The sequence below is a fragment of the Xanthomonas sp. WHRI 7065 genome, from assembly GCF_040203115.2.
GTDB classification, from domain to species: domain Bacteria; phylum Pseudomonadota; class Gammaproteobacteria; order Xanthomonadales; family Xanthomonadaceae; genus Xanthomonas; species Xanthomonas arboricola.
In genome coordinates this window covers 4,774,982-4,797,681 of record NZ_CP168194.1, presented here as the reverse complement: position 1 = coordinate 4,797,681, position 22,700 = coordinate 4,774,982, and the positions used below count along the sequence as shown (strand labels likewise).

The 22,700-nt window shown below is 66.7% G+C and carries 19 protein-coding genes and 1 riboswitch; of the genes, 7 read left to right on the top strand and 12 right to left on the bottom strand.

Annotation, left to right across the window (positions count from 1 at the left end; translation table 11 throughout):
• Positions 1 to 29 precede the first annotated feature (29 nt).
• Entirely contained in the window at positions 30 to 614 is a 585-nt protein-coding gene (locus ABQY64_RS20000; protein WP_104571198.1) for a gluconokinase, read from the bottom strand.
• Between the two features lie 158 nt (positions 615 to 772).
• Here ABQY64_RS20000 and ABQY64_RS19995 point away from each other — a divergent pair, with 158 nt between their 5' ends.
• From ABQY64_RS19995 to ABQY64_RS19985, 3 genes are all read left to right on the top strand, one after another.
• The gene (locus ABQY64_RS19995) at positions 773 to 2,155 is read left to right on the top strand and encodes an MFS transporter (RefSeq protein WP_349780268.1); all 1,383 of its coding nucleotides are present in this window, start codon (positions 773 to 775) and stop codon (positions 2,153 to 2,155) included.
• Positions 2,156 to 2,157: 2 nt separating this feature from the next.
• Complete coding sequence (locus ABQY64_RS19990; RefSeq protein ID WP_374151322.1) at positions 2,158 to 4,572, top strand: GH36-type glycosyl hydrolase domain-containing protein; 2,415 nt, start codon at positions 2,158 to 2,160, stop codon at positions 4,570 to 4,572.
• 207 nt (positions 4,573 to 4,779) lie between these two features.
• The gene (locus ABQY64_RS19985; protein WP_349780269.1) at positions 4,780 to 8,229 is read left to right on the top strand and encodes a PAS domain-containing hybrid sensor histidine kinase/response regulator; all 3,450 of its coding nucleotides are present in this window, start codon (positions 4,780 to 4,782) and stop codon (positions 8,227 to 8,229) included.
• A gap of 96 nt (positions 8,230 to 8,325) precedes the next feature.
• Here ABQY64_RS19985 and ABQY64_RS19980 read toward each other — a convergent pair whose 3' ends face one another.
• From ABQY64_RS19980 to ABQY64_RS19970, 3 genes are all read right to left on the bottom strand, one after another.
• A complete protein-coding gene (locus ABQY64_RS19980; RefSeq protein ID WP_039521230.1) occupies positions 8,326 to 8,910 on the bottom strand; it encodes a manganese efflux pump MntP family protein in 585 nt (194 codons plus the stop codon).
• Positions 8,911 to 8,922: 12 nt separating this feature from the next.
• Positions 8,923 to 9,085: riboswitch (yybP-ykoY riboswitch) on the bottom strand.
• Between the two features lie 180 nt (positions 9,086 to 9,265).
• Positions 9,266 to 9,580, bottom strand: a complete 315-nt coding sequence (locus tag ABQY64_RS19975) for a hypothetical protein (RefSeq protein WP_349780270.1) — start codon at positions 9,578 to 9,580, stop codon at positions 9,266 to 9,268.
• Between the two features lie 101 nt (positions 9,581 to 9,681).
• Positions 9,682 to 10,431, bottom strand: coding sequence for an IclR family transcriptional regulator (locus tag ABQY64_RS19970; protein ID WP_104563742.1), 750 nt, complete (start codon positions 10,429 to 10,431; stop codon positions 9,682 to 9,684).
• A 180-nt stretch (positions 10,432 to 10,611) separates the two neighbouring features.
• On the opposite strand from ABQY64_RS19970, the gene fucP reads away from it, so the two are divergent.
• Together fucP and ABQY64_RS19960 are read left to right on the top strand one after the other, a co-directional pair.
• On the top strand, positions 10,612 to 11,919 hold the full coding sequence (fucP, locus tag ABQY64_RS19965; RefSeq protein ID WP_349780271.1) for an L-fucose:H+ symporter permease: 1,308 nt from the start codon (positions 10,612 to 10,614) through the stop codon (positions 11,917 to 11,919).
• Entirely contained in the window at positions 11,916 to 12,284 is a 369-nt protein-coding gene (locus ABQY64_RS19960; RefSeq protein ID WP_349780272.1) for an L-fucose mutarotase, read from the top strand. The genes fucP and ABQY64_RS19960 overlap by 4 nt, the downstream gene beginning before the upstream one ends.
• A 456-nt stretch (positions 12,285 to 12,740) precedes the next feature.
• On the opposite strand, the gene ABQY64_RS19955 is transcribed toward ABQY64_RS19960, so the two are convergent.
• The 5 genes from ABQY64_RS19955 to ABQY64_RS19935 all read right to left on the bottom strand — a co-directional run bounded on the left by ABQY64_RS19955 (position 12,741) and on the right by ABQY64_RS19935 (position 18,309).
• Positions 12,741 to 14,060: an L-fuconate dehydratase gene (locus ABQY64_RS19955; RefSeq protein WP_349780273.1), complete on the bottom strand. Its 1,320-nt coding sequence runs from the start codon at positions 14,058 to 14,060 to the stop codon at positions 12,741 to 12,743.
• A 571-nt stretch (positions 14,061 to 14,631) separates the two neighbouring features.
• Entirely contained in the window at positions 14,632 to 15,489 is an 858-nt protein-coding gene (locus ABQY64_RS19950) for a fumarylacetoacetate hydrolase family protein (protein ID WP_047127638.1), read from the bottom strand.
• A gap of 158 nt (positions 15,490 to 15,647) precedes the next feature.
• Positions 15,648 to 16,418 carry an SDR family oxidoreductase gene (locus ABQY64_RS19945; RefSeq protein ID WP_349780274.1) on the bottom strand — a complete coding sequence of 257 codons (771 nt, stop codon included), beginning with the start codon at positions 16,416 to 16,418 and terminating at the stop codon, positions 15,648 to 15,650.
• Positions 16,415 to 17,287, bottom strand: a complete 873-nt coding sequence (locus ABQY64_RS19940) for an amidohydrolase family protein (protein ID WP_349780275.1) — start codon at positions 17,285 to 17,287, stop codon at positions 16,415 to 16,417. Before ABQY64_RS19940 ends, ABQY64_RS19945 begins: the two co-directional genes overlap by 4 nt.
• Entirely contained in the window at positions 17,284 to 18,309 is a 1,026-nt protein-coding gene (locus ABQY64_RS19935; RefSeq protein WP_349780276.1) for an aldo/keto reductase, read from the bottom strand. Before ABQY64_RS19935 ends, ABQY64_RS19940 begins: the two co-directional genes overlap by 4 nt.
• A gap of 93 nt (positions 18,310 to 18,402) precedes the next feature.
• Here ABQY64_RS19935 and ABQY64_RS19930 point away from each other — a divergent pair, with 93 nt between their 5' ends.
• Both ABQY64_RS19930 and ABQY64_RS19925 read left to right on the top strand, forming a co-directional pair.
• Positions 18,403 to 18,576, top strand: coding sequence for a hypothetical protein (locus tag ABQY64_RS19930; RefSeq protein ID WP_349780277.1), 174 nt, complete (start codon positions 18,403 to 18,405; stop codon positions 18,574 to 18,576).
• 72 nt (positions 18,577 to 18,648) lie between these two features.
• The gene (locus ABQY64_RS19925) at positions 18,649 to 20,277 is read left to right on the top strand and encodes a family 43 glycosylhydrolase (protein ID WP_349780278.1); all 1,629 of its coding nucleotides are present in this window, start codon (positions 18,649 to 18,651) and stop codon (positions 20,275 to 20,277) included.
• 100 nt (positions 20,278 to 20,377) lie between these two features.
• On the opposite strand, the gene ABQY64_RS19920 is transcribed toward ABQY64_RS19925, so the two are convergent.
• The 3 genes from ABQY64_RS19920 to ABQY64_RS19910 all read right to left on the bottom strand — a co-directional run bounded on the left by ABQY64_RS19920 (position 20,378) and on the right by ABQY64_RS19910 (position 22,568).
• Entirely contained in the window at positions 20,378 to 20,581 is a 204-nt protein-coding gene (locus tag ABQY64_RS19920; RefSeq protein ID WP_016901788.1) for a hypothetical protein, read from the bottom strand.
• 3 nt (positions 20,582 to 20,584) lie between these two features.
• Positions 20,585 to 21,148 carry a peroxiredoxin gene (locus ABQY64_RS19915; protein WP_026064163.1) on the bottom strand — a complete coding sequence of 188 codons (564 nt, stop codon included), beginning with the start codon at positions 21,146 to 21,148 and terminating at the stop codon, positions 20,585 to 20,587.
• Positions 21,149 to 21,647: 499 nt separating this feature from the next.
• Positions 21,648 to 22,568 carry a DUF4424 family protein gene (locus tag ABQY64_RS19910; protein WP_349780279.1) on the bottom strand — a complete coding sequence of 307 codons (921 nt, stop codon included), beginning with the start codon at positions 22,566 to 22,568 and terminating at the stop codon, positions 21,648 to 21,650.
• Positions 22,569 to 22,700 lie beyond the last annotated feature (132 nt).

Below are 22,700 nucleotides of genomic sequence, written 5' to 3'. Positions count from 1 at the left end.
ACAGCCAGGTAGCTGCGTTATTCGGCGCGTTATGCGCTTTGCGGCGAGGGCACGGAAGTGTGCACTGCAGCGGGAGCGATCAGCGCCAACTGCGCGATCGCATCCTGCACCACCTCCGCCACCGTGGCGTCCACATCCACCGATACCACGTCGGCTTCGTCCAACGGCAATTCCAGGGTCTGCAACTGGCTATCGAGCAGGCTGGCCGGCATGAAGTGGCCGGCGCGTGCGCTCAGGCGTGCGGCGATCACGTGCGGGGCCGCGTGCAGGAACACGAAGCGGATCGGAATGCCGCTGCGGCGCAGCAATTGACGGTGCGTGCCGCGCAAGCCCGAGAACGCGAGCACCACCGACTCGCCGGCCTGTACGCAGTCGCGCAAGGTGGCCGCCAGCAACTCCACCCACGGCAGACGCATCGCATCGGTGAGTGGCTGGCCGGCGGCCATCTGCGCGCGTGCGGCCACGCTGTGGTAGTCGTCGGCATCCAGAAAACGGTAGCCGTAATGCGCTGCCAGGGCCTGCGCGATGGTGGTCTTGCCGCTGCCGGAAACACCCATCACCACGATGGCCAGGGGCGAAGCGGACGCGGGTGTAGCGGGGGCGGCGGTGTCCATCACGTCAGGTTATATCTCCGGATCGATTCGGCATTTTGCCGGATTTCACGTTGGCGGCAGTCGATGCGTGGTGTAGCGTCGGCGCTCCTCGCCAGGTGAGCGGGCCGCCCAGCGTAACGGCGCGCTCGGCCGGGTTCAACGCACTCCAAGGTCTGCCGATGACGTCATCGCCTGCAACGTCTCCTGCATCGGCGCGCCTGCGCTGGCGCGAAAAGCTGGGCTACGGTGCCGGCGATCTGGGCCTGAATCTGTACTGGGCCAACATCTCCGCTTTCCTGTTGATCTTCTACACCGACACCATGCATCTGCCGGCAGCGGCGGTGGGCACGATGATCCTGTTGACCAAGATCGCCGATGCGATCGCCGATCCGGCGATGGGTGCACTGGCCGATCGCACGCGCAGCCGTTGGGGTAAATTCCGCCCGTATCTGTTGTGGGGCGCCGTGCCGATGGCGGTGACCGGCGTGCTCGCCTACACCACGCCTGCGCTGGATCAGAACGGACGCATGTGGTGGGCCACGATCAGCTTCCTGGTGATGATGCTGGCCTACACGGTGGTGAGCATTCCGTACTCGGCATTGTCCGGCGTGATTACCGCCGACAGCAGCCAGCGCACCAGCTTGATCAGCCTGCGCTTCATCGCCGCGTTCGCCGGCACCACGTTGGTGAATTACTGCACGCTGGATCTGGTGGCCTGGTTCGGTGCCGGCAACGATGCACTGGGCTGGCAGCGCACGATGATGCTGTACGGCGCGGTGGCGGTGGCGTTGTTCGTGACCGTGGCGCTGACCACGCGCGAGCGCGTGCAGCCACCGCCGCAACAGCGCACGCCGATCCGCCGGGATATCGCCGACCTGCTGCAGAACAAGCCGTGGTGCGTGCTGTTCGTACTGTCGCTGATCATCATGATCACCATTGTCATGCGCGGTGGTGCGGGCGTGTATTACCTCAAGTACTACGTGCAGCGGCCGGACCTGACCGGGCTGTTTCTGGGTGGCTATTCGGTGTCGCTGGCAGTGGGCGCGGCGATCACGCCATTGCTGACACGGCATTGGGACAAGCGCCAGTTGATGACTGCGCTGATGGCGGTGGTGGGCGTGTTGAGTTGCCTGATGTTTTTCATTCCTGCCGATGCGGTGTGGGCGATCTTCGCGTTGAACATGTTGATCGGGCTGGCATTGGGGCCGAAGTCGCCGCTGGCATTTTCGATGTATGCCGACAGCGCCGACTACACCGAATGGCGCACCGGCCGGCGCGCCACCGCGATGACCTTCGCCGCCGCGACCTTCTCGCAAAAGCTCGGTGGCGCGCTGGCCTCGGCCGGCATCGCGTGGGTGCTGGCAGGCATGGGCTATGTGGCCAACAGCGCGCAGTCGGCGGGGTCGTTGACCGGCATCGTGCTGCTGCTGACGGTGATCCCGGGCACGGTGGCGCTGCTGGCAGCCTGGACCATGCGTTTCTATTCGCTCGATGATGGCCTGTTGCGCCGCATCCAACACGAACTGGCCGCGCGCAAGCGCAACGAACCGGAGCACCGCTGACCGTGTCTGCACTCTCCCACGCCGATTCCGGCACCACGTCCGACGACGATCTTTCCGCGTTGCTAGCGCCCAGCGCCGACGGCACGCGCTATGCGCTCTACAGCCCCACCGCGATGCCGAACGCGGGCGGATTCCTGTGGAACCGCCGCATGATGCTGCAGCTGACCTGCCGTGGTTATGCCACCGGGCAGTTCATGCAGCCGGAGCCGGCCAAGTACGCGCATGCGCCACTGCTGGAAGCGCGCAACTTCATGATGCCCGAGCAGCCGTACTACGCGCATCATCCCGGGCGCTTCTTCTATCTCAAGGACGAAGACAGCGGTGCGTTGTATTCGGTGCCGCACGAACCGGTGCGTGCAACGCCGGAGCAGTTCGCGTTTTCCGCGGGCAAGCACGATGTGCGCTGGCGGGTGCGTCACGACGGCATCGTGGTGGAACTGTGCGTGGCGTTGCCCACCGACGATGCAGTGGAGCTGTGGGAATGCCGCGTGCATAACCAGTCCGGGCGTACGCGCCGGCTCAGCCTGTACCCCTACTTTCCGATCGGCTACATGTCGTGGATGCATCAGGGCGGCGCTTACGAGCCGGCGCTGGGCGGCATCGTCTGCCGTAGCGTGGCGCCGTACCAGAAGGTGGACGACTATTTCCGTCAGCGCGATTTCAAGGACTGCACCTTCCTGTTGCATGAGCAGCCGCCGGTGGCCTGGGACGCGCAGCAGATGGCCTTCGAAGGCGAGGGCGGCCTGCATGCACCCTCGGCCATCCAGGCCGAGCAGCTGGGCAATAGCGATGCGCACTACGAGAACCCGGCCGCCGCGTTGCAGTATCGGCTGACGCTGGATGCTGATGCGGCAAACGTGTACCGCTTCGCGTTCGGGCCGGCCAAGGACGATGCGGAGATCGCCGCGCTGCGTGCGCGTTATCTGTCCGAAGCCGGCTTTGCCGCCGCCGCGCGCGATTACACGCAGTATCTGCAGGGCGGGCAGGGTTGCGCGCAGATCGCCACGCCCGATCCGGCCCTGGACAACCTGGTCAACCATTGGCTGCCGCGGCAGGTGTTCTATCACGGCGACGTCAATCGCCTGACCACCGATCCGCAGACGCGCAACTATCTGCAGGACCACATGGGCATGGCCTACCTGCAGCCGGCCACCGCACGCGCGGCGTTGTTGCACGCGCTCTCGCAGCAGGAGCCCAGCGGTGCGATGCCGGACGGCATCCTGCTGGTGGAAGGCGCCGAGCTCAAATACATCAACCAGGTGCCGCATACCGATCACTGCGTGTGGTTGCCGATCTTCCTGAGCGCCTATCTGGCCGAAACCGGCGATGCCAGGGTGCTCGATGCGGCGGTCCGCACGCACGATGGACAGGCGCTCAGTGTGGCCGAGCGACTGGATGCGGCGATGCAGTGGCTGCTGGATGCGCGCGATGCACGTGGCTTGAGTTTCATCGCGCAGGGCGATTGGTGCGACCCGATGAACATGGTCGGCTGGCGCGGCAAGGGGGTGTCCGGCTGGCTCACCGTGGCCACCGCGTACGCGCTGCGGCTGTGGTCGGGCATCTGCGCCGCGCATGGGCGAAGCGCGCAGGCGGAGACGTTTGCGCAGGACGTGCAGGCGATCAACGCCGATGCCAACCGCGAGCTGTGGGACGGCAACTGGTATGCGCGCGGCATCACCGACGATGGCGTGCGCTTCGGCATCGCCGAGGATGTGGAGGGACGCATCTATCTCAATCCGCAGAGCTTTGCGCTGCTGGCCGGCACCGCCGATAGCGCGCAGCGCGAGGCCTTGCTGGAGGCGGTACGCGAGCAGCTGCATACGCCATACGGGCCGGTGATGCTCGCCCCGGCCTACACGCACATGCGCGATGACGTTGGCCGCTTGACGCAGAAGTGGCCGGGCGCCGCGGAAAATGGCGCGGTCTACAACCACGCGGCGGCGTTCTACCTGTACAGCCTGTACCAGATCGGCGAAGCCGACCGCGCCTGGGAGATCCTGCGCGCGCTGCTGCCCGGCCCCAGCCGCGAGGACGTGCTGCAGCGCGGCCACCTGCCGGTCTCGCTGCCCAACTACTATCGCGGCGCCTGGCACCAGTACCCGCGCACGGCCGGGCGTTCCAGCCAGCTGTTCAACACCGGCACGGTGGCCTGGGTGTATCGCTGCGTGCTGGAAGGGTTGTTCGGCCTGGTCGGCGAAGGCGATGCATTGGCGATCCGCCCGCAGCTGCCCTCGCACTGGCCGCAGGCCCGGGTGACGCGCCAGTTCCGCGGCGCGCAGTTCGAGGTGACGCTGACGCGTGAACCGGGGCGCACGCACGTCGACGTTGAGGTGGATGGCACCGCCTGCCCGGACCAGCGCGTGCACGGCATTGTCGCCGGACGCACGTACCAGGTGCAGGTGCGGCTACCGGGCTGAGCGGCGCGCCAGGTGCGGCGCCTGATTGGGGCAACTGCGATAACTGCCAAGCTGGTGTAGGAGCGCGCTTGCGCGCGATGAGGCCTTCCCGCCGGTGTGCTGTCGCGCGCAAGCGCGCTCCTACGCACGTGCGGCCAGGCAGGCTGTTTCCCACTCCCGATTCCCCACTGCGTAAACTCCCCGTTCGCATTGGCCTAGGAACGCCCCTTGGTATCAAGCTGGATCCTGCTGCTGGTTTCCGTCGGCTATGCCGTGCTGTTGTTCGGCGTGGCCTGGTGGGGCGACCGTCGTCCGCTGTACCCGGAGCGGCCGTGGCTGCGGCCGGCGGTCTACAGCCTGGCGCTGGCGGTGTACTGCTCGTCGTGGACCTTCTACGGCGCGGTCGGCTCGGCGGTGCGCAATGGCATCGGCTATCTGCCGATCTACCTGGGCCCGCTGCTGTTGCTGCTGTTTGGCTGGCGCATCATCGAGCGGCTGGCGCTGATCGCACGCGCCGAAAACACCGTCTCCATCGCCGATTTCATTTCTTCGCGCTATGGCCGCTCGCGGCGGCTGGCGGCCTTGGTGGCGGTGATCGCGCTGGTCGGCATCGTTCCGTACCTGGCGCTGCAGTACAAGGCGGTGGCGATGAGCCTGGAGGTGCTGACCGGGCATAGCAGTGCCGGGCGCGGCATCCTTGCCGATCCGGCGTTGTACGTGGCGCTGTTGATGGCCTTGTTCGCCACCTTGTTCGGCACCCGCCAGGTCGATGCCACCGAACACCACCGCGGCATGATGCTGGCGATCGCGCTGGAGTCGGTGATCAAGTTGATCGCCATCGTCGCGGTGGGCCTGTTCGCCTGGGTGTGGCTGAGCGACCACCAGGTGCCCATCGCCGACTCGGCGCGCACCTTGTTCGAGCACACCCCGTCGGTGGGTTTCATTTCGCAGACCTTGCTGAGCTTTCTGGCGGTGATCTGCCTGCCGCGCCAGTTCCATGTGGCGGTGGTGGAATGCAGCGACGTCGGCGACATCCGTCGCGCGCGCTGGTTGTTCGGTGCGTACCTGGTGATCATCTCGGCGATGGTGGTGCCGATCGCATCGGCCGGCGTGGCCTTGTTCGGCAAGGGCAGCACGGTGGTCGACGACGCGGTGGTGCTGGCGCTGCCGCTGAGCCAGGGCAACACCGTGCTGGCATTGGTGGCCTATGTGGGCGGGTTCTCGGCCGCCACCGGCATGGTGATCGTGGCCAGCATCGCGTTGGCCACCATGGTCAGCAACGACCTGGTGATGCCGGTGCTGCTGCGCCGCCGCGGCAGCGCCGATGCGCGCGCGGCGGTGGCCTCGCGGGTGTTGTGGATCCGTCGCGTCGCCATCCTGTTGCTGGCGCTGATCGCCTACGGCTACCACCGCAGCGTGGCCAATGACACCACCTTGGCGGCCTACGGCCTGATGGCCTTTGCGGCGGTGGCGCAGTTCGCCCCCGGCGTGATCGGCGGGTTGTACTGGCGCGGCGCCAGCCGCAAGGGCGTGGAGACCGGCATGGTGCTGGGCTTCATGACCTGGATCTACACGCTGCTGCTGCCGGCCGCCACGCGCGCGGGCTGGCTGCAGCCGGACTGGCTGGTGGACGGGCCGTTCGGCATCGCCTGGTTGCAGCCGCAGCAGCTGTTCGGCATGCACGGCTGGGACCCGCTGGCGCATGGCACGTTCTGGTCGCTGCTGATCAATGTCGGCGCGATGATGCTGGTCTCCGCACGCTGGCGCCCCGGGGTGGACGAACGCCTGCGCGCCGCGCCCTTCCTGGACCCGTACGCACAGCGGCCGGCGGTGGCCGGCGACTGGCCCGGGCATGTGCGCGTGGCCGACCTGCAGGCCCTGGCCGAGCGCGTGGTGGGCGAGCGGCATGCGCACCGCGCCTTCGTCGACCAGGCGGTGCTGCTGGAGCGCGAGCTGCAACCCACCGTGGTGGCCGACCGCGCCTGGGTGCAGTTCACCGAACGCCTGCTGGCCGCCTCGATCGGCGCGGCCTCCGCACGCCTGGTGCTGACCAGCCTGTTGCGCGGCTCGGGCATGGACCTGGGCGAGGTGGTGGCGGTGCTGGACGAGGCCGGCCAGGAGCTGCGCTTCAATCGCGAGATCCTGTCCACCACGCTGGAAAACATCAGCGCCGCGGTCAGCGTGGTCGACCCGGAGATGCGCCTGACTGCGTGGAATCGCCGCTATCAGCAGCTGTTCGGCTATCCGGACGGCATGCTGTATGTCGGCCGCCCGGTGGCGGATCTGATCCGCTACAACGCCGAGCGCGGCGAGCTGGGCGAGGGCGATATCGAAGATCAGATCGATCGCCGTATCCGCCACATGCGTGCCGGATCGCCGCATGTGTTCGAGCGCACCCGCAGCGACGGCAAGGTGATCGAGATGCGCGGCCAGGCGCTGCCCGGCGGCGGTTATGTCACCAGCTACAACGACATCACCGACTACAAGCGTGCCGAACGCGCGCTGCTGGACGCCAACGAGAACCTGGAGCAGCGCGTGGCCGACCGCTCGCGCGAGGCCGAGCTGGCGCAGCAATCCAAGACGCGCTTTCTGGCCGCGATCAGCCACGACGTGTTGCAGCCGCTCAATGCCGCGCGGCTGTTCGCCTCGGCGCTGCGCGAGAGCCATCAGAACAACGAGGAACAACGCCATCTGGCCGAGCGCGTGGATGCCTCGCTGCGTGCGGCCGAGGAGTTGCTCGATGGCCTGCTCGACGTCTCGCGGCTGGATGCCGGCGGCCTGCGGCCCACGGTCGAGGATTTCGATGCCAGCGCGCTGATGCACGAACTGGCCGCGCAATACGCGCCGGTGGCTTCCAGCCGCGGCCTGCAGCTGCAGGTGCACAGTCGCCCGTTGTGGGTGCGCAGCGACCGCCGCCTGCTGCGCCGGGTGATGCAGAACTTCCTCGCCAATGCGCTGCGCTACACGCGCCAGGGCCGCATCGTGCTGGGCATGCGCGGCCGCGGCGCACACGTGGAGCTGCAGGTATGGGATACCGGCCCGGGCATTCCCGAGCATCACATGCGGCAGATCTTCGAAGAATTCCGCCGCTATCAGCAGCCGTTCGACTGGGGCGAGCAGGGCCTGGGGCTGGGCCTGTCGATCTGCCAGCGCATCTCGCGCCTGCTCGACCACGACCTGAGCGCACGCAGCCAGGTCGGCCGCGGCAGCATGTTCTCGATCCTGCTGCCGCGCGTGGCGGCAGCCCCGCTGCCGCCGGTGCTGCCAGTGGCCGTTGCGCGCGCGCTGCCCAGCGGCGATTCGCTGGCGGGCCTGCGCGTGCTGTGCGTGGACAACGACCGCGAAATCCTCGACGGCATGCGTGCGCTGCTCGGTCGCTGGCAGGTGGAGGTGATCACCGCCAGCACCGTGGATCAGGCGCTGGAGCGCGCGCGCGAACAGCCGGACCTGATGCTGGTGGATTACCACCTGCACGACCGGCTCGATGGCCTGGACACGCTGGATGCGCTGCAGGCGGTCGCCACCGCGCCGATTGCCGGTGCCCTGCTCACCGCCGACGGCCGCGACGAACTCAAGCAGCTCGCGCGTGCGCGTGGCTATCGCCTGCTGACCAAACCGGTGAAGCCGGCCTCGTTACGCGCGTTTCTGAGCGCGCATCACGATGCGAAAACGCGCTGACCGGTGCGACTGCAGCGTAGGAGCGTGCCTGCGCGCGACGAAGCTTTATCGGTAACGCTCGGTCGCGCGCAGGCACGCTCCTACGATGGATGGTGCTTACGCTGCGCCGCTCAGGTGTTCGTAGAGGATGACGCTGCCGACGATCACCAGGATCAAGCCGCCGAGGATCTCGGCGCGCTTGCCGATCAGGTTGCCGAGCACGCGGCCCAGCATGACGCCTGCGGTGACCATGCTGAAGGTGCACAACCCGACCACCACTGCCACCACACCGATATGCACGTCCAGAAACGCCAGGCTCACGCCGACCGCCATCGCATCGATGCTGGTGGCAAAACCGGTGGTGGCCAGGGCGAGCAAGCCGTGCCGTTTCGGCGTCTCGGACGTTGCTTCTTCAGCGTCGTCCGCATCGTTTCGCAGCCCGGCCACGATCATGTGCGTGCCCAGCGCACCGAGCAGCACGAAGGCGATCCAGTGGTCGTAGTCGGACACATAGCTGGACGCGGCGCGTCCCAGCAGCCAGCCTATCACCGGGGTGATCGCCTCGATGCAGCCGAAGATCAAGCCGGCGCGTAGCGCATCGCGCCACTGCGGCTTGCGCATCGCCGCGCCCTTGCCGATCGCCGCGGCAAACGCATCGGTCGACATCGCGAAACCGATCAAAACAATGGAAAAAGGGGACATCGACATTCTCGGGTTGGGCACGGTCACAACGACATGCGCCCGCGCCAACCGTCGTCGTGCACGCATGCCGCTGGTCTCGCCAAACCGGAACTGGTTGCCTGCACCACGGCGCAACGGCCGAGTATGTTGATGCAGGCGCTTCCGACGATGCGAAAGCAGGCTACTCCCCAAGGGGCGCGCAGTGTACCAACGCATGGCCGCGTTCGGTGCGTCTGCACTGCACGCGAAGGTCGGTCTGATCTTTATAGCCGTGGCTATTGCGAGCAGGGGTGACGAGGTTTTGCCTTGTTTTCAGGCATCAAAGCCAGGCAGGCATGTCCACGCAACGGCGCGATGCGGCGCCCGATAGCCTTGGCTATAGCGACCAACGGTCTGCATGCCGGTGGAGCAGGTAGCGAAAAACGCTGGGAAAGCTGCTGACGTGGGTGTGCTGCAAGCAGTGCGAGATGGAAGCCTCATGTCTGGCTGCGCGTGCGTGAGCCAGCGCCTGCGTCGTGCTGTCTTTCCGGGCGTCGTGCAGCAGTGCCGCGATCGACAACGATGCTGCGATCTCCATGGCATCTCGATTTGCACGGCTTGCGATGCCGCAGGTGCTGGCGAAGTGGTTCGGATGGAGTGCGATGGCCAGGCTGCCATCGCAGCGCTGCGGAAAGAGCGCGCTGCGCTCCACGTACAGGGCCGGCCGCGCTGCGGATGGACCGCAGAAGTCAGCCTTCGGAAGCGAGCAACAGAAACACCAGCGCCGACGCAGACTCCCGGCGTGGGCTGCGGCTACATCAACGCAGCGGAAATCTCTGCCGTTGCCGCACACAGGGCCTGCAAGGCCGCATGCGGGCCGACCAGCTCGGGGCGGCGCGCGATGAAGGGCACGGTGAGCGTGTAGGTCGCGCTGCCGCGTTGCAGGATCGGTGCGGTCAGGTCGACCACGCCTACCACTGCCTCGCTGGGTTGCATGGCGTAGCCATCGTTGCGGGCCTGCGCGGCGGCGGCGAGGAACTGCGCGCGCTCGAACGGCACCTCGCTGGCGTCGAGCAGGTCCAGCCAGCGCGCCTGCACCTCGGGCTGCTGGAACGCGAACAGCACCAGCCCGGAGCTGGAATGGGTCAGCGGGCGGCGGTGGCCCGGACGCACCACCAGGCCCAGGTCGCTGGGCACGTCCATCTGCGCGATCACCACGATCTGGTCGCCGGACGGCGCCACCAGGTGGCAGGGCTGATAGATCGCATCGGCCAGCCGCCGCATCACCGGCAGTGCCGCTTCGCTGATGCTCTGCACCTGCGGCTGCTGCATGCCGAGCATGAACAACCGATTGGTCAATACATAGTCGCCCTCGCCGTCGCGGGTGAGATAACCGCGCTCCTCCAGCACCTGCAGCATGCGGAAGATCTCCCCGCGCGAGCGCCCGATGCCCTGCGAGATCGCGCCCATGCTCATCGGCTGCGCCTGGCGGGCGAGCAGCTCGAGGATGTCCAGGCCCTTGTCCAGGGCGGGGGCGCGGTACTTGGCGGGTTCGGTGCTCATCCGTTTGCGGCTCCAGGCAAGGCTGCGGCGCGCCAGGGTACAGGCATCGCGGGCTGCGGTGAGATGTGGCGCTTGCGTGCAAATATAAACAAAGTTTTTATATTTGCATGGCGCTGGCGTGCGCAGTACGCTCGCCGCACAGCAACGCAAGCGCCACAGCCTTGGGAGGGGATCGGTCGCATGCATCACAGTGACATTGCCGCGTCACCGCGCGGCAACCTGGCGCGTACCGCCATGGTTCCCCTGTTGTTGATCGTCAGCCTGTTCTTTTTGTGGGGCATGGCCAACAACCTCAACGACATCCTGATCAAGCAGTTCAAGAAGGCCTTCGAGCTGACCGACCTGCAGGCAGGTCTTGTCCAGAGCGCGTTCTACCTGGGCTATTTCGTGTTCGCGATGCCGGCGGCGATGTTCATGCGCCGCTACAGCTACAAGGCCGCGGTGGTGCTCGGGTTGCTGCTGTATGCGTGCGGCGCGTTCCTGTTCTATCCGGCCGCGCAGGTACATACCTACTGGTTGTTCCTGCTGGCCTTGTTCGTCATCGCCAGCGGCCTGGCCTTCCTGGAAACCACCGCCAATCCGCTGGTGACCGTGCTCGGCCCGGCAGAAGGCGCGGCGCGGCGGTTGAATCTGGCCCAGGCATTCAACCCCTTGGGCTCGATCACCGGCGTGCTGGTGGGCCAGCACTTCATCTTCTCCGGGGTGGAACACACGCCGGCCGAGCTGGCGGCAATGGCGCCGGCCGCGCGCGAGGCGTTCTTTGCCGCCGAATCCTCAGCCGTGCAGACGCCCTATCTGATCATCGGCGCAGTGGTGGTGCTGTGGGCGATCCTGATCGCGCTGGTGCGCTTTCCCACCGGCGCGCCGGAGAGCGATGGCGGCATGGCGCCCAAGCGTGCACGCTTCGGCGAATTGCTGCGCAATCGGCGCTTCATGTTTTCGGTGGTGGCGCAGTTTTTCTACGTGGGCGCGCAGGTCGGCATCTGGAGCTATCTGATTCGCTATCTGCAGGATGCGGTGCCGGGCACGCCGGAAAAAACCGCGGCCACTTACCTGACCATCTCGCTGGTGCTGTTCATGGCCGGCCGCTTCGTCGGCACCGCGCTGTTGCGTTACCTGGCGCCGGCCAGGTTGCTGGCGAGTTTTGCCACGATCAATCTGGCGCTGTGTGCGGTGGCGATCGCCTTCCCTGGTTGGACCGGCTTGTACGCGCTGGTGGCTGCCAGCGTGTTCATGTCGGTGATGTTCCCGACCATCTTCGCGCTGGGCCTGGATGGCATGCATGACGATGCGCGCAAGCTGGGCTCGTCGTTGCTGGTGATGTCCATCATCGGTGGCGCGCTGCTGACGGCAGTGATGGGTGCCGTATCGGACATGGCCGGTATCCATTGGGCGATGGTGGTGCCGGGTGGGTGCTTTGCGGTGATTCTGCTGTTCGCGTTGCGTGCGCGCCGCGCTGCGCCGGTGGTTGCAGGAGCCGTCGCATGAGCGCGCGGCGTCTGTGTTACGTGCTGGATCTGCACGACGACCCGCAGTTGATCGCCGAGTACGAGCGTTGGCATCGGCCCAGCGAGATCTGGCCGGAGGTGGTGGCCTCGCTGCAGCAGGCCGGTATCCAGGAGCTGGAGATCTTTCGCAGCGGCGACCGCCTGGTGATGCTGATGGAGGTCGGCGACGACTACGATCCGGCAGCCAAGGCGGCGCGGGATGCAGCCGATCCGCGCATCCAGGCCTGGGAAGACTTGATGTGGCGATTTCAAAAGCCGTTGCCTGGCAGTGCGCCGGGAGAGAAGTGGCGCGAGGCCGGGCAGATCTTTGCCTTGAGTGCGGCGGTTGAAGCAGTGCAGGGTTAGGGTGTTGGCCTGAGTTTTTGCGCGTGTGCTGGCGCTGCAGTGGGGCGCTGGTCTTGGGTATCTTTGCTGCTGCTGCCGCCGGGCGTCGAAACAGGTGTCTTATGCGGCGCAGCGTAAGTGGCGCTGCGCTGCGAAGGCGTGACAGCTGCATCGCAGATGCGCCAAGCAGAAGCGGCCTCGGTCGCGATCAGGCCATCGGGAAAGCCTGTCGCGGCTTGAGCCGCTCCTACGACACATCGTGCGATTAGGTGATGCGGTGTGTTGGGTCACGCCTTCGCCTCGGCCAGGTCCTCGATCCGGAAGCGGCTGTCGGGTGGCGGAATTCTGCTATCCGGAGCCGTTGTGCGCGTGCTCCATGCACAAGCGGCCTCGGTCGCGATCGGGCAATCGGGAACGCCTGTCGCGGCTTGAGCCGCTCCTACGACATCCTGGGATTAGGTGAGGCGGTGCGTTGGATTAGTCCTTTGCCGTGGCCAGGTCCTCGACCCAGAAGCGGCCGTCGGGGTAGCTGAATTCTGCGATGGAGGCCGGGTGCATCTCGGCGGAGAAGCCGGCGGCTTGCGGGGCCAGGTAGCGGCCGTGCTGGATGCGCACCGGGTCCAGGAAGTGCTGGTGCAGGTGGTCGACGAATTCGATCGCGCGGTCTTCCATCTTGCCGGTGATGGCGACGAAGTCGGCCATGGCCAGGTGTTGCACCAGTTCGCACAGGCCGACGCCGCCGGCATGCGGAAACACGCGGATGTTGAACTTGGCGGCCAGCAGCAGGATGGCGAGGTTTTCGTTGACGCCGCCCACGCGCGCGGCGTCGATCTGGATCAGGTCCACCGCACCGGCCTGCAGCAGCTGCTTGAACACCACGCGGTTCTGGGTGTGCTCGCCGGTGGAGACCGGCACCGGGGTGATGCCCTGGCGGATCGCGGCGTGGCCGAGCACGTCGTCCGGGCTGGTTGGTTCCTCGATCCAGGCGATGTCGAATTCGGCCAGCTGGCGCATCCAGTCGATCGCCGGGCCCACGTCCCAGCGCTGGTTGGCGTCCACCGCCATCGCGATGTCCGGGCCGATCGCCTCACGCGCCAGGCGGCAGCGGCGGATGTCGTCCTGCACGTTGGCGCCGACCTTGAGCTTGATGGTGCGGAAGCCGTCGGTGACGGCTTCTTTTGCCAGGCGCACCAGCTTTTCGTCGGAGTAGCCGAGCCAGCCGGGCGAAGTGGTGTAGGCGGGATAGCCCTGTTCGATCAGCGTGGCGATGCGTTGCGCACGCTGCGGTTGCGCATTGCGCAGAATTGCCAGCGCTTCGTCGCGGGTGAGCGCGTCGGTGAGGTAGCGGAAGTCGATGGTGTCGACCAGCTGTTCCGGGCTGAGCTCGGCGATGTAGCGCCACAGCGGCTTTTTCGCCGCGCGTGCGGCCAGGTCCCAGGCGGCGTTGATCACCGCGCCGATCGCCATGTGCATCACGCCCTTTTCCGGGCCCAGCCAGCGCAGCTGCGAGTCGTTGGTGAGCCGGCGCGCGAACGCGCCCAGATCGGCAATGACCTCCTCGACCGACAGGCCGACCACATGCTCGGCCAGTGCGGCCACCGCGGCGGTCTGCACATCGTTGCCGCGGCCGATGGTGAACACCAGGCCGTAGCCGGCCAGGTCATCCGGCGCATCGGTGCGCAGCACGACGTAGGCGGCCGAGTAATCCGGATCCGGATTCATCGCATCCGACCCATCCAGCTCGCGCGAGGTGGGGAAGCGGACGTCGTGGGTGTCGAGGGCGATGATGGTGCTCATGGAAGTCCTGGGCGATGGAAACGGGAATAAAACGCGCGAAATAAAACTGAAACGGAGAACGGAAACGGAGACGGGCGCCAGAGCCCCTCTCCCCCCGGGAGAGGGGTGAGGGTACGGACGCAAAGCGCCGACCGTCCGTATTGAAGCGCTGCAGGTACTCATGCGTTTGCAACGCAGATCAACGAACAACACAGATCAACGCATCACTGCACGACCAACTGCGTGTAGACACCAACGCGCGACAGCACCTGGAAGTTCAACGCTCTCGCACGCCGCTTGAAAAATTTGCGCATGACACGTCAACACATATGCCGACATGTCACGCCTGACGGCAAACGCACATCGCGACGAACTGCTTGGATATGTCGCTACGTACCCTCACCCAACCCCGCTACGCGCCCCGGCCCGCGCTTGCGGCGCGGGCGCACCAACACACGCGCGCCAGTGGCGCGCAAGCCGTGCCTTAGTGCCCCGAGGGGAGAGGGGCTTTGGGCTGCTTCGTGCGGATACTTAGCCACTTACTTTCACTCAATCTTTTCTTCGAGAACCTAGGTTCGGGAAGGCGATGGCCTCAGGCAGCATCACGCGGATGCGCCACCACCGGCTGGCGCTGGCGGCCCAGGCCTTCGATCTCCAGCTCCATCACGTCGCCGGGCTTCAGGTAGACCGGCGGCTTCTGGCCCAGGCCCACGCCCGGCGGGGTGCCGGTGCTGATCACATCGCCCGGCATCAGTGTCATGTAGCGGCTGATGTGGCTGACCAGTTCGGCCACGCCGAACACCATCGTGCGGGTGCTGCCGTTCTGGTAGCGGTGGCCGTTGACCTCCAGCCACATCGACAGGTTCTGCGGGTCGGCGATTTCATCGCGGGTGACCAGCCATGGGCCGATCGGGCCGAAGGTGTCGGCGCTCTTGCCCTTGACCCACTGGCCGCCATGTTCGAGCTGGAACTCGCGCTCGGACAGATCGTTGATGACTGCGTAGCCGGCGACGTGGTTCAGTGCTTCGTCCACCGAGACATCGCGCGCCACATCGCCGATCACCACGCCCAGTTCCACTTCCCAGTCGCTCTTGACCGAGCCGCGCGGGATGATCACGGTGTCGTTGGGGCCGGTCACCGCAGTGGTGGCCTTCATGAAAAGGATCGGCATCTTGGGCACGTCCATGCCCGATTCGGCAGCGTGGTCGGCGTAGTTCAACCCCACGCAGATGAACTTGCCGATTTGCCCCACTGCCGCGCCATAGCGCAGCTCGCCTTCGAGCAGCGGCAGCGTGGACACGTCCAGCGCACGCAGTTTGTCCAGGCCGGCATTGGTGATGTGCTCGCCGGCCACATCGTCGATCACGCCGCTCAAATCGCGGATGCGGCCTTCGCCATCGATCAGGCCAGGACGTTCCTGGCCGGGGGCGCCAACGCGTACGAGTTTCATGCAGTCTTCCTTTGCAGGTGAGGAATGGAGCGGCCAGCAACGCTAGCGCGCATGCATCGGGTGGATAAGGACGGCGTGCTCAAATCAAGCCACTACAAGTCGCATCCGGCACTGGCCGCCCACATTGCGGTACGCGGCACGGCGGTGCGTTGCCGCGATCAGTTGGACCAGCCGCCATCGATGATGTGGGTCTGGCCGGTGGTGAACGACGATTCGTCCGAGGCCAGGTACACCACCAGCTGTGCGATCTCGCGCGGGTCGCCCAGGCGGCCCATCGGCTGGCGGTCGGTGAAGCTCTTCCACACCGCCTGTTCGTCGCCGCCCAGTGCCTTGACGCGCTGGCCCAGCGACGGCGTCTTGATGGTGCCGGGGCAGATCGCGTTGCAACGCACGCCCTGGGCCACGTAATCGGCGGCAATGGCCTTGCTCAGGCCGATCACGGCGGCCTTGGTGACGCCATAGACGAAGCGGTTGGGCACGCCCTTGATGCTGGAGGCCACCGAGGACATGTTGATGATGCTGCCGCGGCCGCGTTCGAGCATGCCCGGCAGCATCGCCTTGCAGGTGTAGTACATCGCATCGACGTTGATCGAGAACGAGCGCCGCCAGGCCGGCTCGTCGCAATCGAGAATGCTGCCCTGGTGCACGAAGCCGGCGCAGTTGAACAGCACATCGAACGGGCCGTGCGCCGCGACCAGCGCGGCAACCGCCGCCGCGTCGGTGACATCCAGCAGCTGGGTGGTGATGGCCTCCGATTCGGCCGCCAGCGCCTGCAGGGCAGCGGCGTCGATATCGGTGGCGATCACCTGCGCACCGGCGCGTGCGCAGGCCAGTGCGCTTTCGCGGCCGATGCCGGCGCCAGCGGCGGTGATCAGGCAGCGCTTGCCATGCAGGCGGTCGTTGGGAGTTGCAGGGATCGAGACAGTCATACCGAAGAGGTTCCGTAGGTGGGGGCCGCCGGCCGTGGCAGACGATAGAACGTGCGTGCGTTGTCGCCGAACACCGCTCCGGCATGGCCGTCGGCGTATGTGGCGACCAGGTGCTGTGCGATGTCGAACCACTGCGCGTAATCGGCGCGCTGGGTCAGCACCGGCCAGTCGCTGCCCCACAGCACACGCTGCGGGCCGAAGCGTGCGAACAGATGCGCGACATACGGTGCCAGCGCCTCCACGCCGGCGCCGCGCGCTGCTTCGGTGAGCAGGCCGGAGAGTTTGCAGTGCACGTTGGGATGCTGCGCCAGCGCAGCCATGCCGGCGGCCCAGGCGACGAATTCGCCCGCGGCGATCTGCGGCTTGCCGCCGTGATCGACGACCACGCGCAAGCCAGGGTGACGCTTCAGGCGTGCCTGCAGCGCCGGCACATGCACGCTGCGGATCAGCGCGTCGAAGGCCAGGTCGTGCGCGATCAGCGCATCGAAGGCGGCATCCAGTTCGGGCTGGGCCAGCCATTGCACATCGGCGATGTCCTGCACCATGGGGCGCAGGCCCTTGAGCACGCCGCCGCCGGCCTGCACCAGCGCGTCGATGCGCGCGGCGGCATCGGGCGCGGCGAAATCGACCCAACCGACCACGCCGGCAATACGCGCTTCGGCGCGCGCCAGCTCGAACAGGTAACGGGTCTCGGCCTCGGTCGCGGCCGCCTGCACCACCACCACGCCCTCAATATCGGCAGCGTCCAGCGCCTGACCGATATCGGCGGGGCCGAAGTCGCGATACAGCGGCGCCAGCTCGGGCGTCAGCCAGTGGTAGTCGCCACGGGCCAGCTGCCAGAAATGCAGGTGTGCGTCGATGCGGCTCATGGCGTGGGCAGGTCCGCGTCCAGCAGGCCGCCATCGCGCAGGCGCTGCCACAGTGCCGGTGCGATCGCCGCCTGCAGGCGCGCGGCGGCCGATTGCACCTCGGCCACCGTCCGCATGCCGGCCACCACCGTGGTCACCGCCGGATGTGCCAGCGGAAACTGCAAGGCCGCCGCGCCGATATCCACCTCGAATGCCGCGCAGGCCGCGTACAGGCGCTGCGCATGCTGCAGGGTGGCGGCGTCGACCGGGGCGTAGTTGTAGGTGGCGCCGGGGCCGCGTCCGTCGCTGAGCAGGCCGGAGCTGTACGGGCCGGCCGACAGGATCGCCACGTTGCGCTGCTGCGCCTGCTCGAGCAGGGCGCGCGCGCCGTGCTGTTCCAGCAGCGTGTAGCGGCCGGCCAGCATCACGCAGTCGAGCGGAAAGCGTGGCAGCACCTCCAGTGCCACGTCCTGCTCGTTGACGCCCAGCCCGATCGCCCCGCAGGCACCGGCCGCCTTCAGCTCCGCCATCGCCGGCAAGGCCTCCTCCAAGGCCTGGCGCAGCACGTTGGCGTGGTTGTCGCCGTGGGTCAGCGCACCGATGTCGTGCAGCAGCAGCACGTCGACGTAGTCGGTGCCCAGGCGCTCCAGGCTGGAGGCGAACGCGCGGCGCACGCCGTCGGCGCTGTAGTCGAACTCGGCGCGGCGGCCCGCCACTGCAAAGCCGTCGCGCCCGGCGGCGGCCTGCGCATCGTCGTAGATGCAGCGGCCGACCTTGGTCGACAGCGTATAGGCGCCGCGCGGCACGCCGGCCAAGCCACGGCCCAGGCGGGTCTCGCTCAGCCCGTAGCCGTAGTACGGCGCGGTATCGAAATGGCGGATGCCGGCCTGGAACGCAGCCGCCACGGCGGCCAGTGCCTGGCCCTCGTCGACCTCGGCATACAGGTTGCCGATCGGCGCGGCGCCAAAGCCCAGTGCCGAGAGCTGCACGTCGGTGTTGCCCAGACGCTGCCGTGCAATGGTCACGCTGCACGCTCCGCGCATCTGGCGGTCGCCGAACAGGTGCTCACGCAATCCTTGAAGCAGTCACTGGGCATCGCAACGTCCACCAGCCGGCCGGTGCCGGACTGTTCGCATATGAATATCGCAATCATAAGTGAACAGATCACGCTGCAGTGCAGCATTGCAGCTGGTGGTGTTCAGCACGTGGGTCCTGCATGGATTCCAGCACCCTTGCCCGATCGCGAGCTCCATATGCCGCAGCAGCTGATCTATGTCGAAATCCGCAGCTGGCATGAGCGCCTCCTATAACGCCGCCTGCGCGGTTGCCCCGGTCCGATGCATGGGGCTAGATACCAGCCCGTCCCGCACGAACGCACGCCCATGCCAACCACTACCCGCCGGGACCTGTTCAAGGTGCTTGCCGCCGGCGCCGTTGTTGCCCCGCTGTCGCCGGCCGCACTGGCGGGCGACGCGCGCGCGGCCTGCACCGGCACCCCGCAGTGGGCGCGCGGTATCGAAGGCCAGCGCAAGGCAGACCTGGGCAACGGCAGCTACCTCAATCCCATCGTGGCCGGCGATCACCCCGACCCCACCATCCTCAAGGATGGCGAGGACTACTACATGACGTTTTCGTCGTTCCTTTCCTATCCGGGCATCGTGCTGTGGCATTCCACCGACCTGGTCAACTGGACGCCGCTCGGCCCGGCGCTGCGCAAGCAGCTGGGCACGATCTGGGCACTGGACCTGTGCAAGCACGATGGCCGCTATTTCATCTATATCCCGTCCAATCCGGACGACACCGGCTGGTCGATCTTCGTGATCTGGGCCGACGACATCCGCGGACCCTGGAGCGACCCGATCGATCTGCAGATCGCCGGCTGCATCGACCCCGGCCATGTGCTGGGCGAGGACGGCAAGCGCTACCTGTTCGTCAACGGCATCCGCAAGGTGCGCCTGCGCGACGACGGCCTGGCCACCGACGGGCAGGTGGAACCGGCCTACGCGCCCTGGCGCTATCCCGACGACTGGATCGTGGAGAACTTTGCCCCCGAAGGCCCCAAGCTCACCTGGCACGATGGGTGGCTGTACCTGGTCACCGCGGTCGGCGGCACCGCCGGTCCGGTCACCGGGCATATGGTCATCGCCGCGCGTGCGCGCTCGGTGCATGGGCCATGGGAGCACTGCCCGCGCAACCCGCTGGTGCGCACCCAGTCCGAACAGGAGCCGTGGTGGTCGCGCGGGCATGCCACGCTGGTGGAAGGCCCGCGTGGCGACTGGTGGATGGTCTATCACGGCTACGAAAACGGCTTCCGCACGCTGGGCCGGCAGACCCTGCTGGAGCCGATCGAGTGGACCGCCGATGGCTGGTTCCGCGCCACCGGTGGCGATCTGTCCAGGCCATTGCGCACGCCTGCACGCGCAAACGCCACCGGCAACGCGACGCTCAGCGGCTTCGCCTTGTCGGACGATTTTTCCAGCGACAGGTTCGGCACCCAATGGAGCCTGTATGCGCCCGTGCCCGGCGAACAGGCGCGCGTGCATCGGGCAGATCGGTCGCTCACGTTGGCCTGTTCCGGCAGCTCGCCGGCCGACAGCTCGCCACTGACCTGCGGCGTGCCCGATCGCGGCTACGTCGCCGAGGTCACGCTGGAACTCACCGGTAATGCCGAGGGTGGCCTGTTGCTGTTCTACAACCACAAGGCCTTCGTCGGCATCGGCGTTACGCCCGACACCATCAAGACCTATGAGTACTCCGAAGAGTTGGTGTGGGCACGCGCGCCCAACACGCACCGACGCATCCGCCTGCGTCTGAGCAACGAGGCGCATGTGGTGACCTTCGACTATTCGTTCGACGATGGCCGGCAGTGGATCCGCCACCCCACGCGCATGGAAATGTCCGGCTTCCACCACAACGTATTCGGCGGCTTCCTGAGCCTGCAGCTCGGCATCTACGCCGCACAGCAGGGCGCAGTAGTGTTGCGCGATTTCCGCTATCGCGCGCTGCGCTGAGCGCGGTGCTGCCGGCAAACGGCGGGGCCCGGGGGGACCCCGCCGTCAGACCTAAAGCGACTGATGAGGCTGAACTGCGCAGTAGGTGTGATAGCCGCTGTCAGCCGCAGCAGTAGCAGACGTTGCCCTGCCCCAGGTCGCCGCCAAACTCCGGACATTCGGCTTTGCAGGCCCACGCACTACACGATTCGGTCTTCGGCTGTGCGTTATCGACCGCCATCACCTGGAACGCACCGAAACCGGTACTGGCCAGGAACGTGGCCGCCATCAACGCCGTCCGCAAGGTACCCCAACGCTTCTTCATGCATTACTCCTTCACCGTTGCCAAAGCCGCTGGCGCATCCGTGCGGCGCAAGGCGGCGACCAGGTCCTGCACCTGCTCCGTGGTATCGAAGACGCCAAGACGGGAATGGCGCACGCGCCCCTGCCCGTCGATGGCCATCAGCAGTGGCACGTTGCGCGCGCGAAACAGCATCAACGCACGACGATCGGTCAACGTGACCACCGGAAAATCGAAGCCATGCACATGCGCATAGCGCGCAGCCTGCGTTGCATCGCACTGGCACACGCCGAGCAACTGCGGACGGCCGGGCAGATTGGCCTGTAACTGCTGCGCTGCACGCAGCACGGTAGGGGCAGAGCGCTGGCAATACGGGCAGGTGGTGGTGAAGAAGAACAGCACCTGCGCCTGTCCCTGCGGCACGCCGAGCAGATGACGCTGGCCGGCGGTATCGGTGACCTCGATGCGCGGCACGTACATGCCGTCATACGGCGCGCTGATGCGGGCCTGCAGCAACTGCTGCTGCGCGCGCAGCTGCTTGTTCTGCCATGCCAGCACGGCGACCAATGCACAGGCAATCAGCAGCCCGATCCAGAGCCAGGGGAAACGTCGCGCCATGCCAGCTCCGTTAGCGTCATCAAGCCCGAGCCTTGCCCAGGCATGAGCTGATGGTCAATGGTGATATCGACAACTGCGATGTCGCACGGTGCGGGGTTGTGGAGGCGGTCACGCCGCTGCGCTTGGGCTTGCCAGTCTCGTAGCAGTTGGCAGGTAGCGATTGCGCAACTATGGCGCGGCATGTCGATCAACAGCACTGCGCCGTGTCTGCGAGGCACGCAGCACCATCCGAACGATCGATGAAAGAGTGCCTGCTACGACTGCGGGTGTTCCTGCGATCAGTGGCTGCGACCGTTGCCACCGTCATCTGATTCCTGCCGCTGGCACCGATCATTGCCGACCGATGACGCGGCGCCCTGCCGCCAGGCGAACACAAGCGGTGCGCGATCCATCAGCGCTGATCTGCAGTGCGTCTGCAACGCGCCGACAGCAGGCAGACGCGCGTTCGGCCAGCCGGTGCTGGCCCCGCCGGTCACTCCACGCCGCGCACGAACAGCAGCTCCAGATCGCGCATCGGCACGAAGTCGGCCTGCCTGAACTCGAAGGTCAGCGGATCGATCTTCTTCAGCGCGCCGTCGAAGCACAGGCTGAGGATGTCGCTGGCGGCCTGTTTGCGGATGGTCAGCTGGAAGTCCTTGATCGGGCCGTTCCAGTTCTTGCCGGTGGTCAGCACATAACGCAGGTTGGCCCAGCCCAGGCCGTGCGCACCCTCGCGCCGCTGCATGCTGGCCTTGGTGGCCGGTTCGATGCAGGTGCGCTTTGCATACGACTCCAGCAGGAACGCGCTGCTCTGCGGCACGCCGGTGGACAGGCTGGGCGCGTAGGCATGCCGGATCTGCACGCTGCCCCGTGCGGGGAAGACCTGTTGCCAGACGAAGTACTCGCTGAGCGTGAAGCGCGGTTGCTGGTCCCGGTCGATCCAGCGCGCCGGCAACGGCGTGCGCCCGGTCGGCACATTGCCCGATTCGGCGAACGCGGCGATATCGTCGGTGCTCCAGCCGGTGGCGGCAAATGCCTTGGAGATATCGCTGCCATCGTCCAGCAGCACCACCAGCTTGCGCGTGGTGGTTACCGGCTTGCCGTCCACCCACAGGTTGAAAGCGGTCAGTTCGCTGTGATCGGCCATGCCGAAATACATCGGCGGCATCGGGAAGGCGATCGGCACGCTCAACGCGCGCGCGCTGTGATTGGTGAACACGTAGTCCACCTGCACGCGCTCCTCGCTGAGCAGCAGCGCTTCCTTGTCCATGCTGATATCGGGCTGATGCAACAGCCGGATGGTGCCGTTGTCATCGCCGAAGCTGCTGTCGTTGGCCTGCGCACTGCCGCAGCCGAGTACGGCCAGCGCAAGGAGCAGCCCGAGCGGGCCGCGCGGAAAAGAGAGTGGCTGCATGTATCCCCTGGTAACGGCACGCACCGACGCGCCGCAGGCGCACAGCATGCCACGCACCTGCCGATGCCGCAGCGCGGGCATGCACGGCATCAACCACCCATGGCGTACAGTCGCACGCCCTGCGCACTCCAA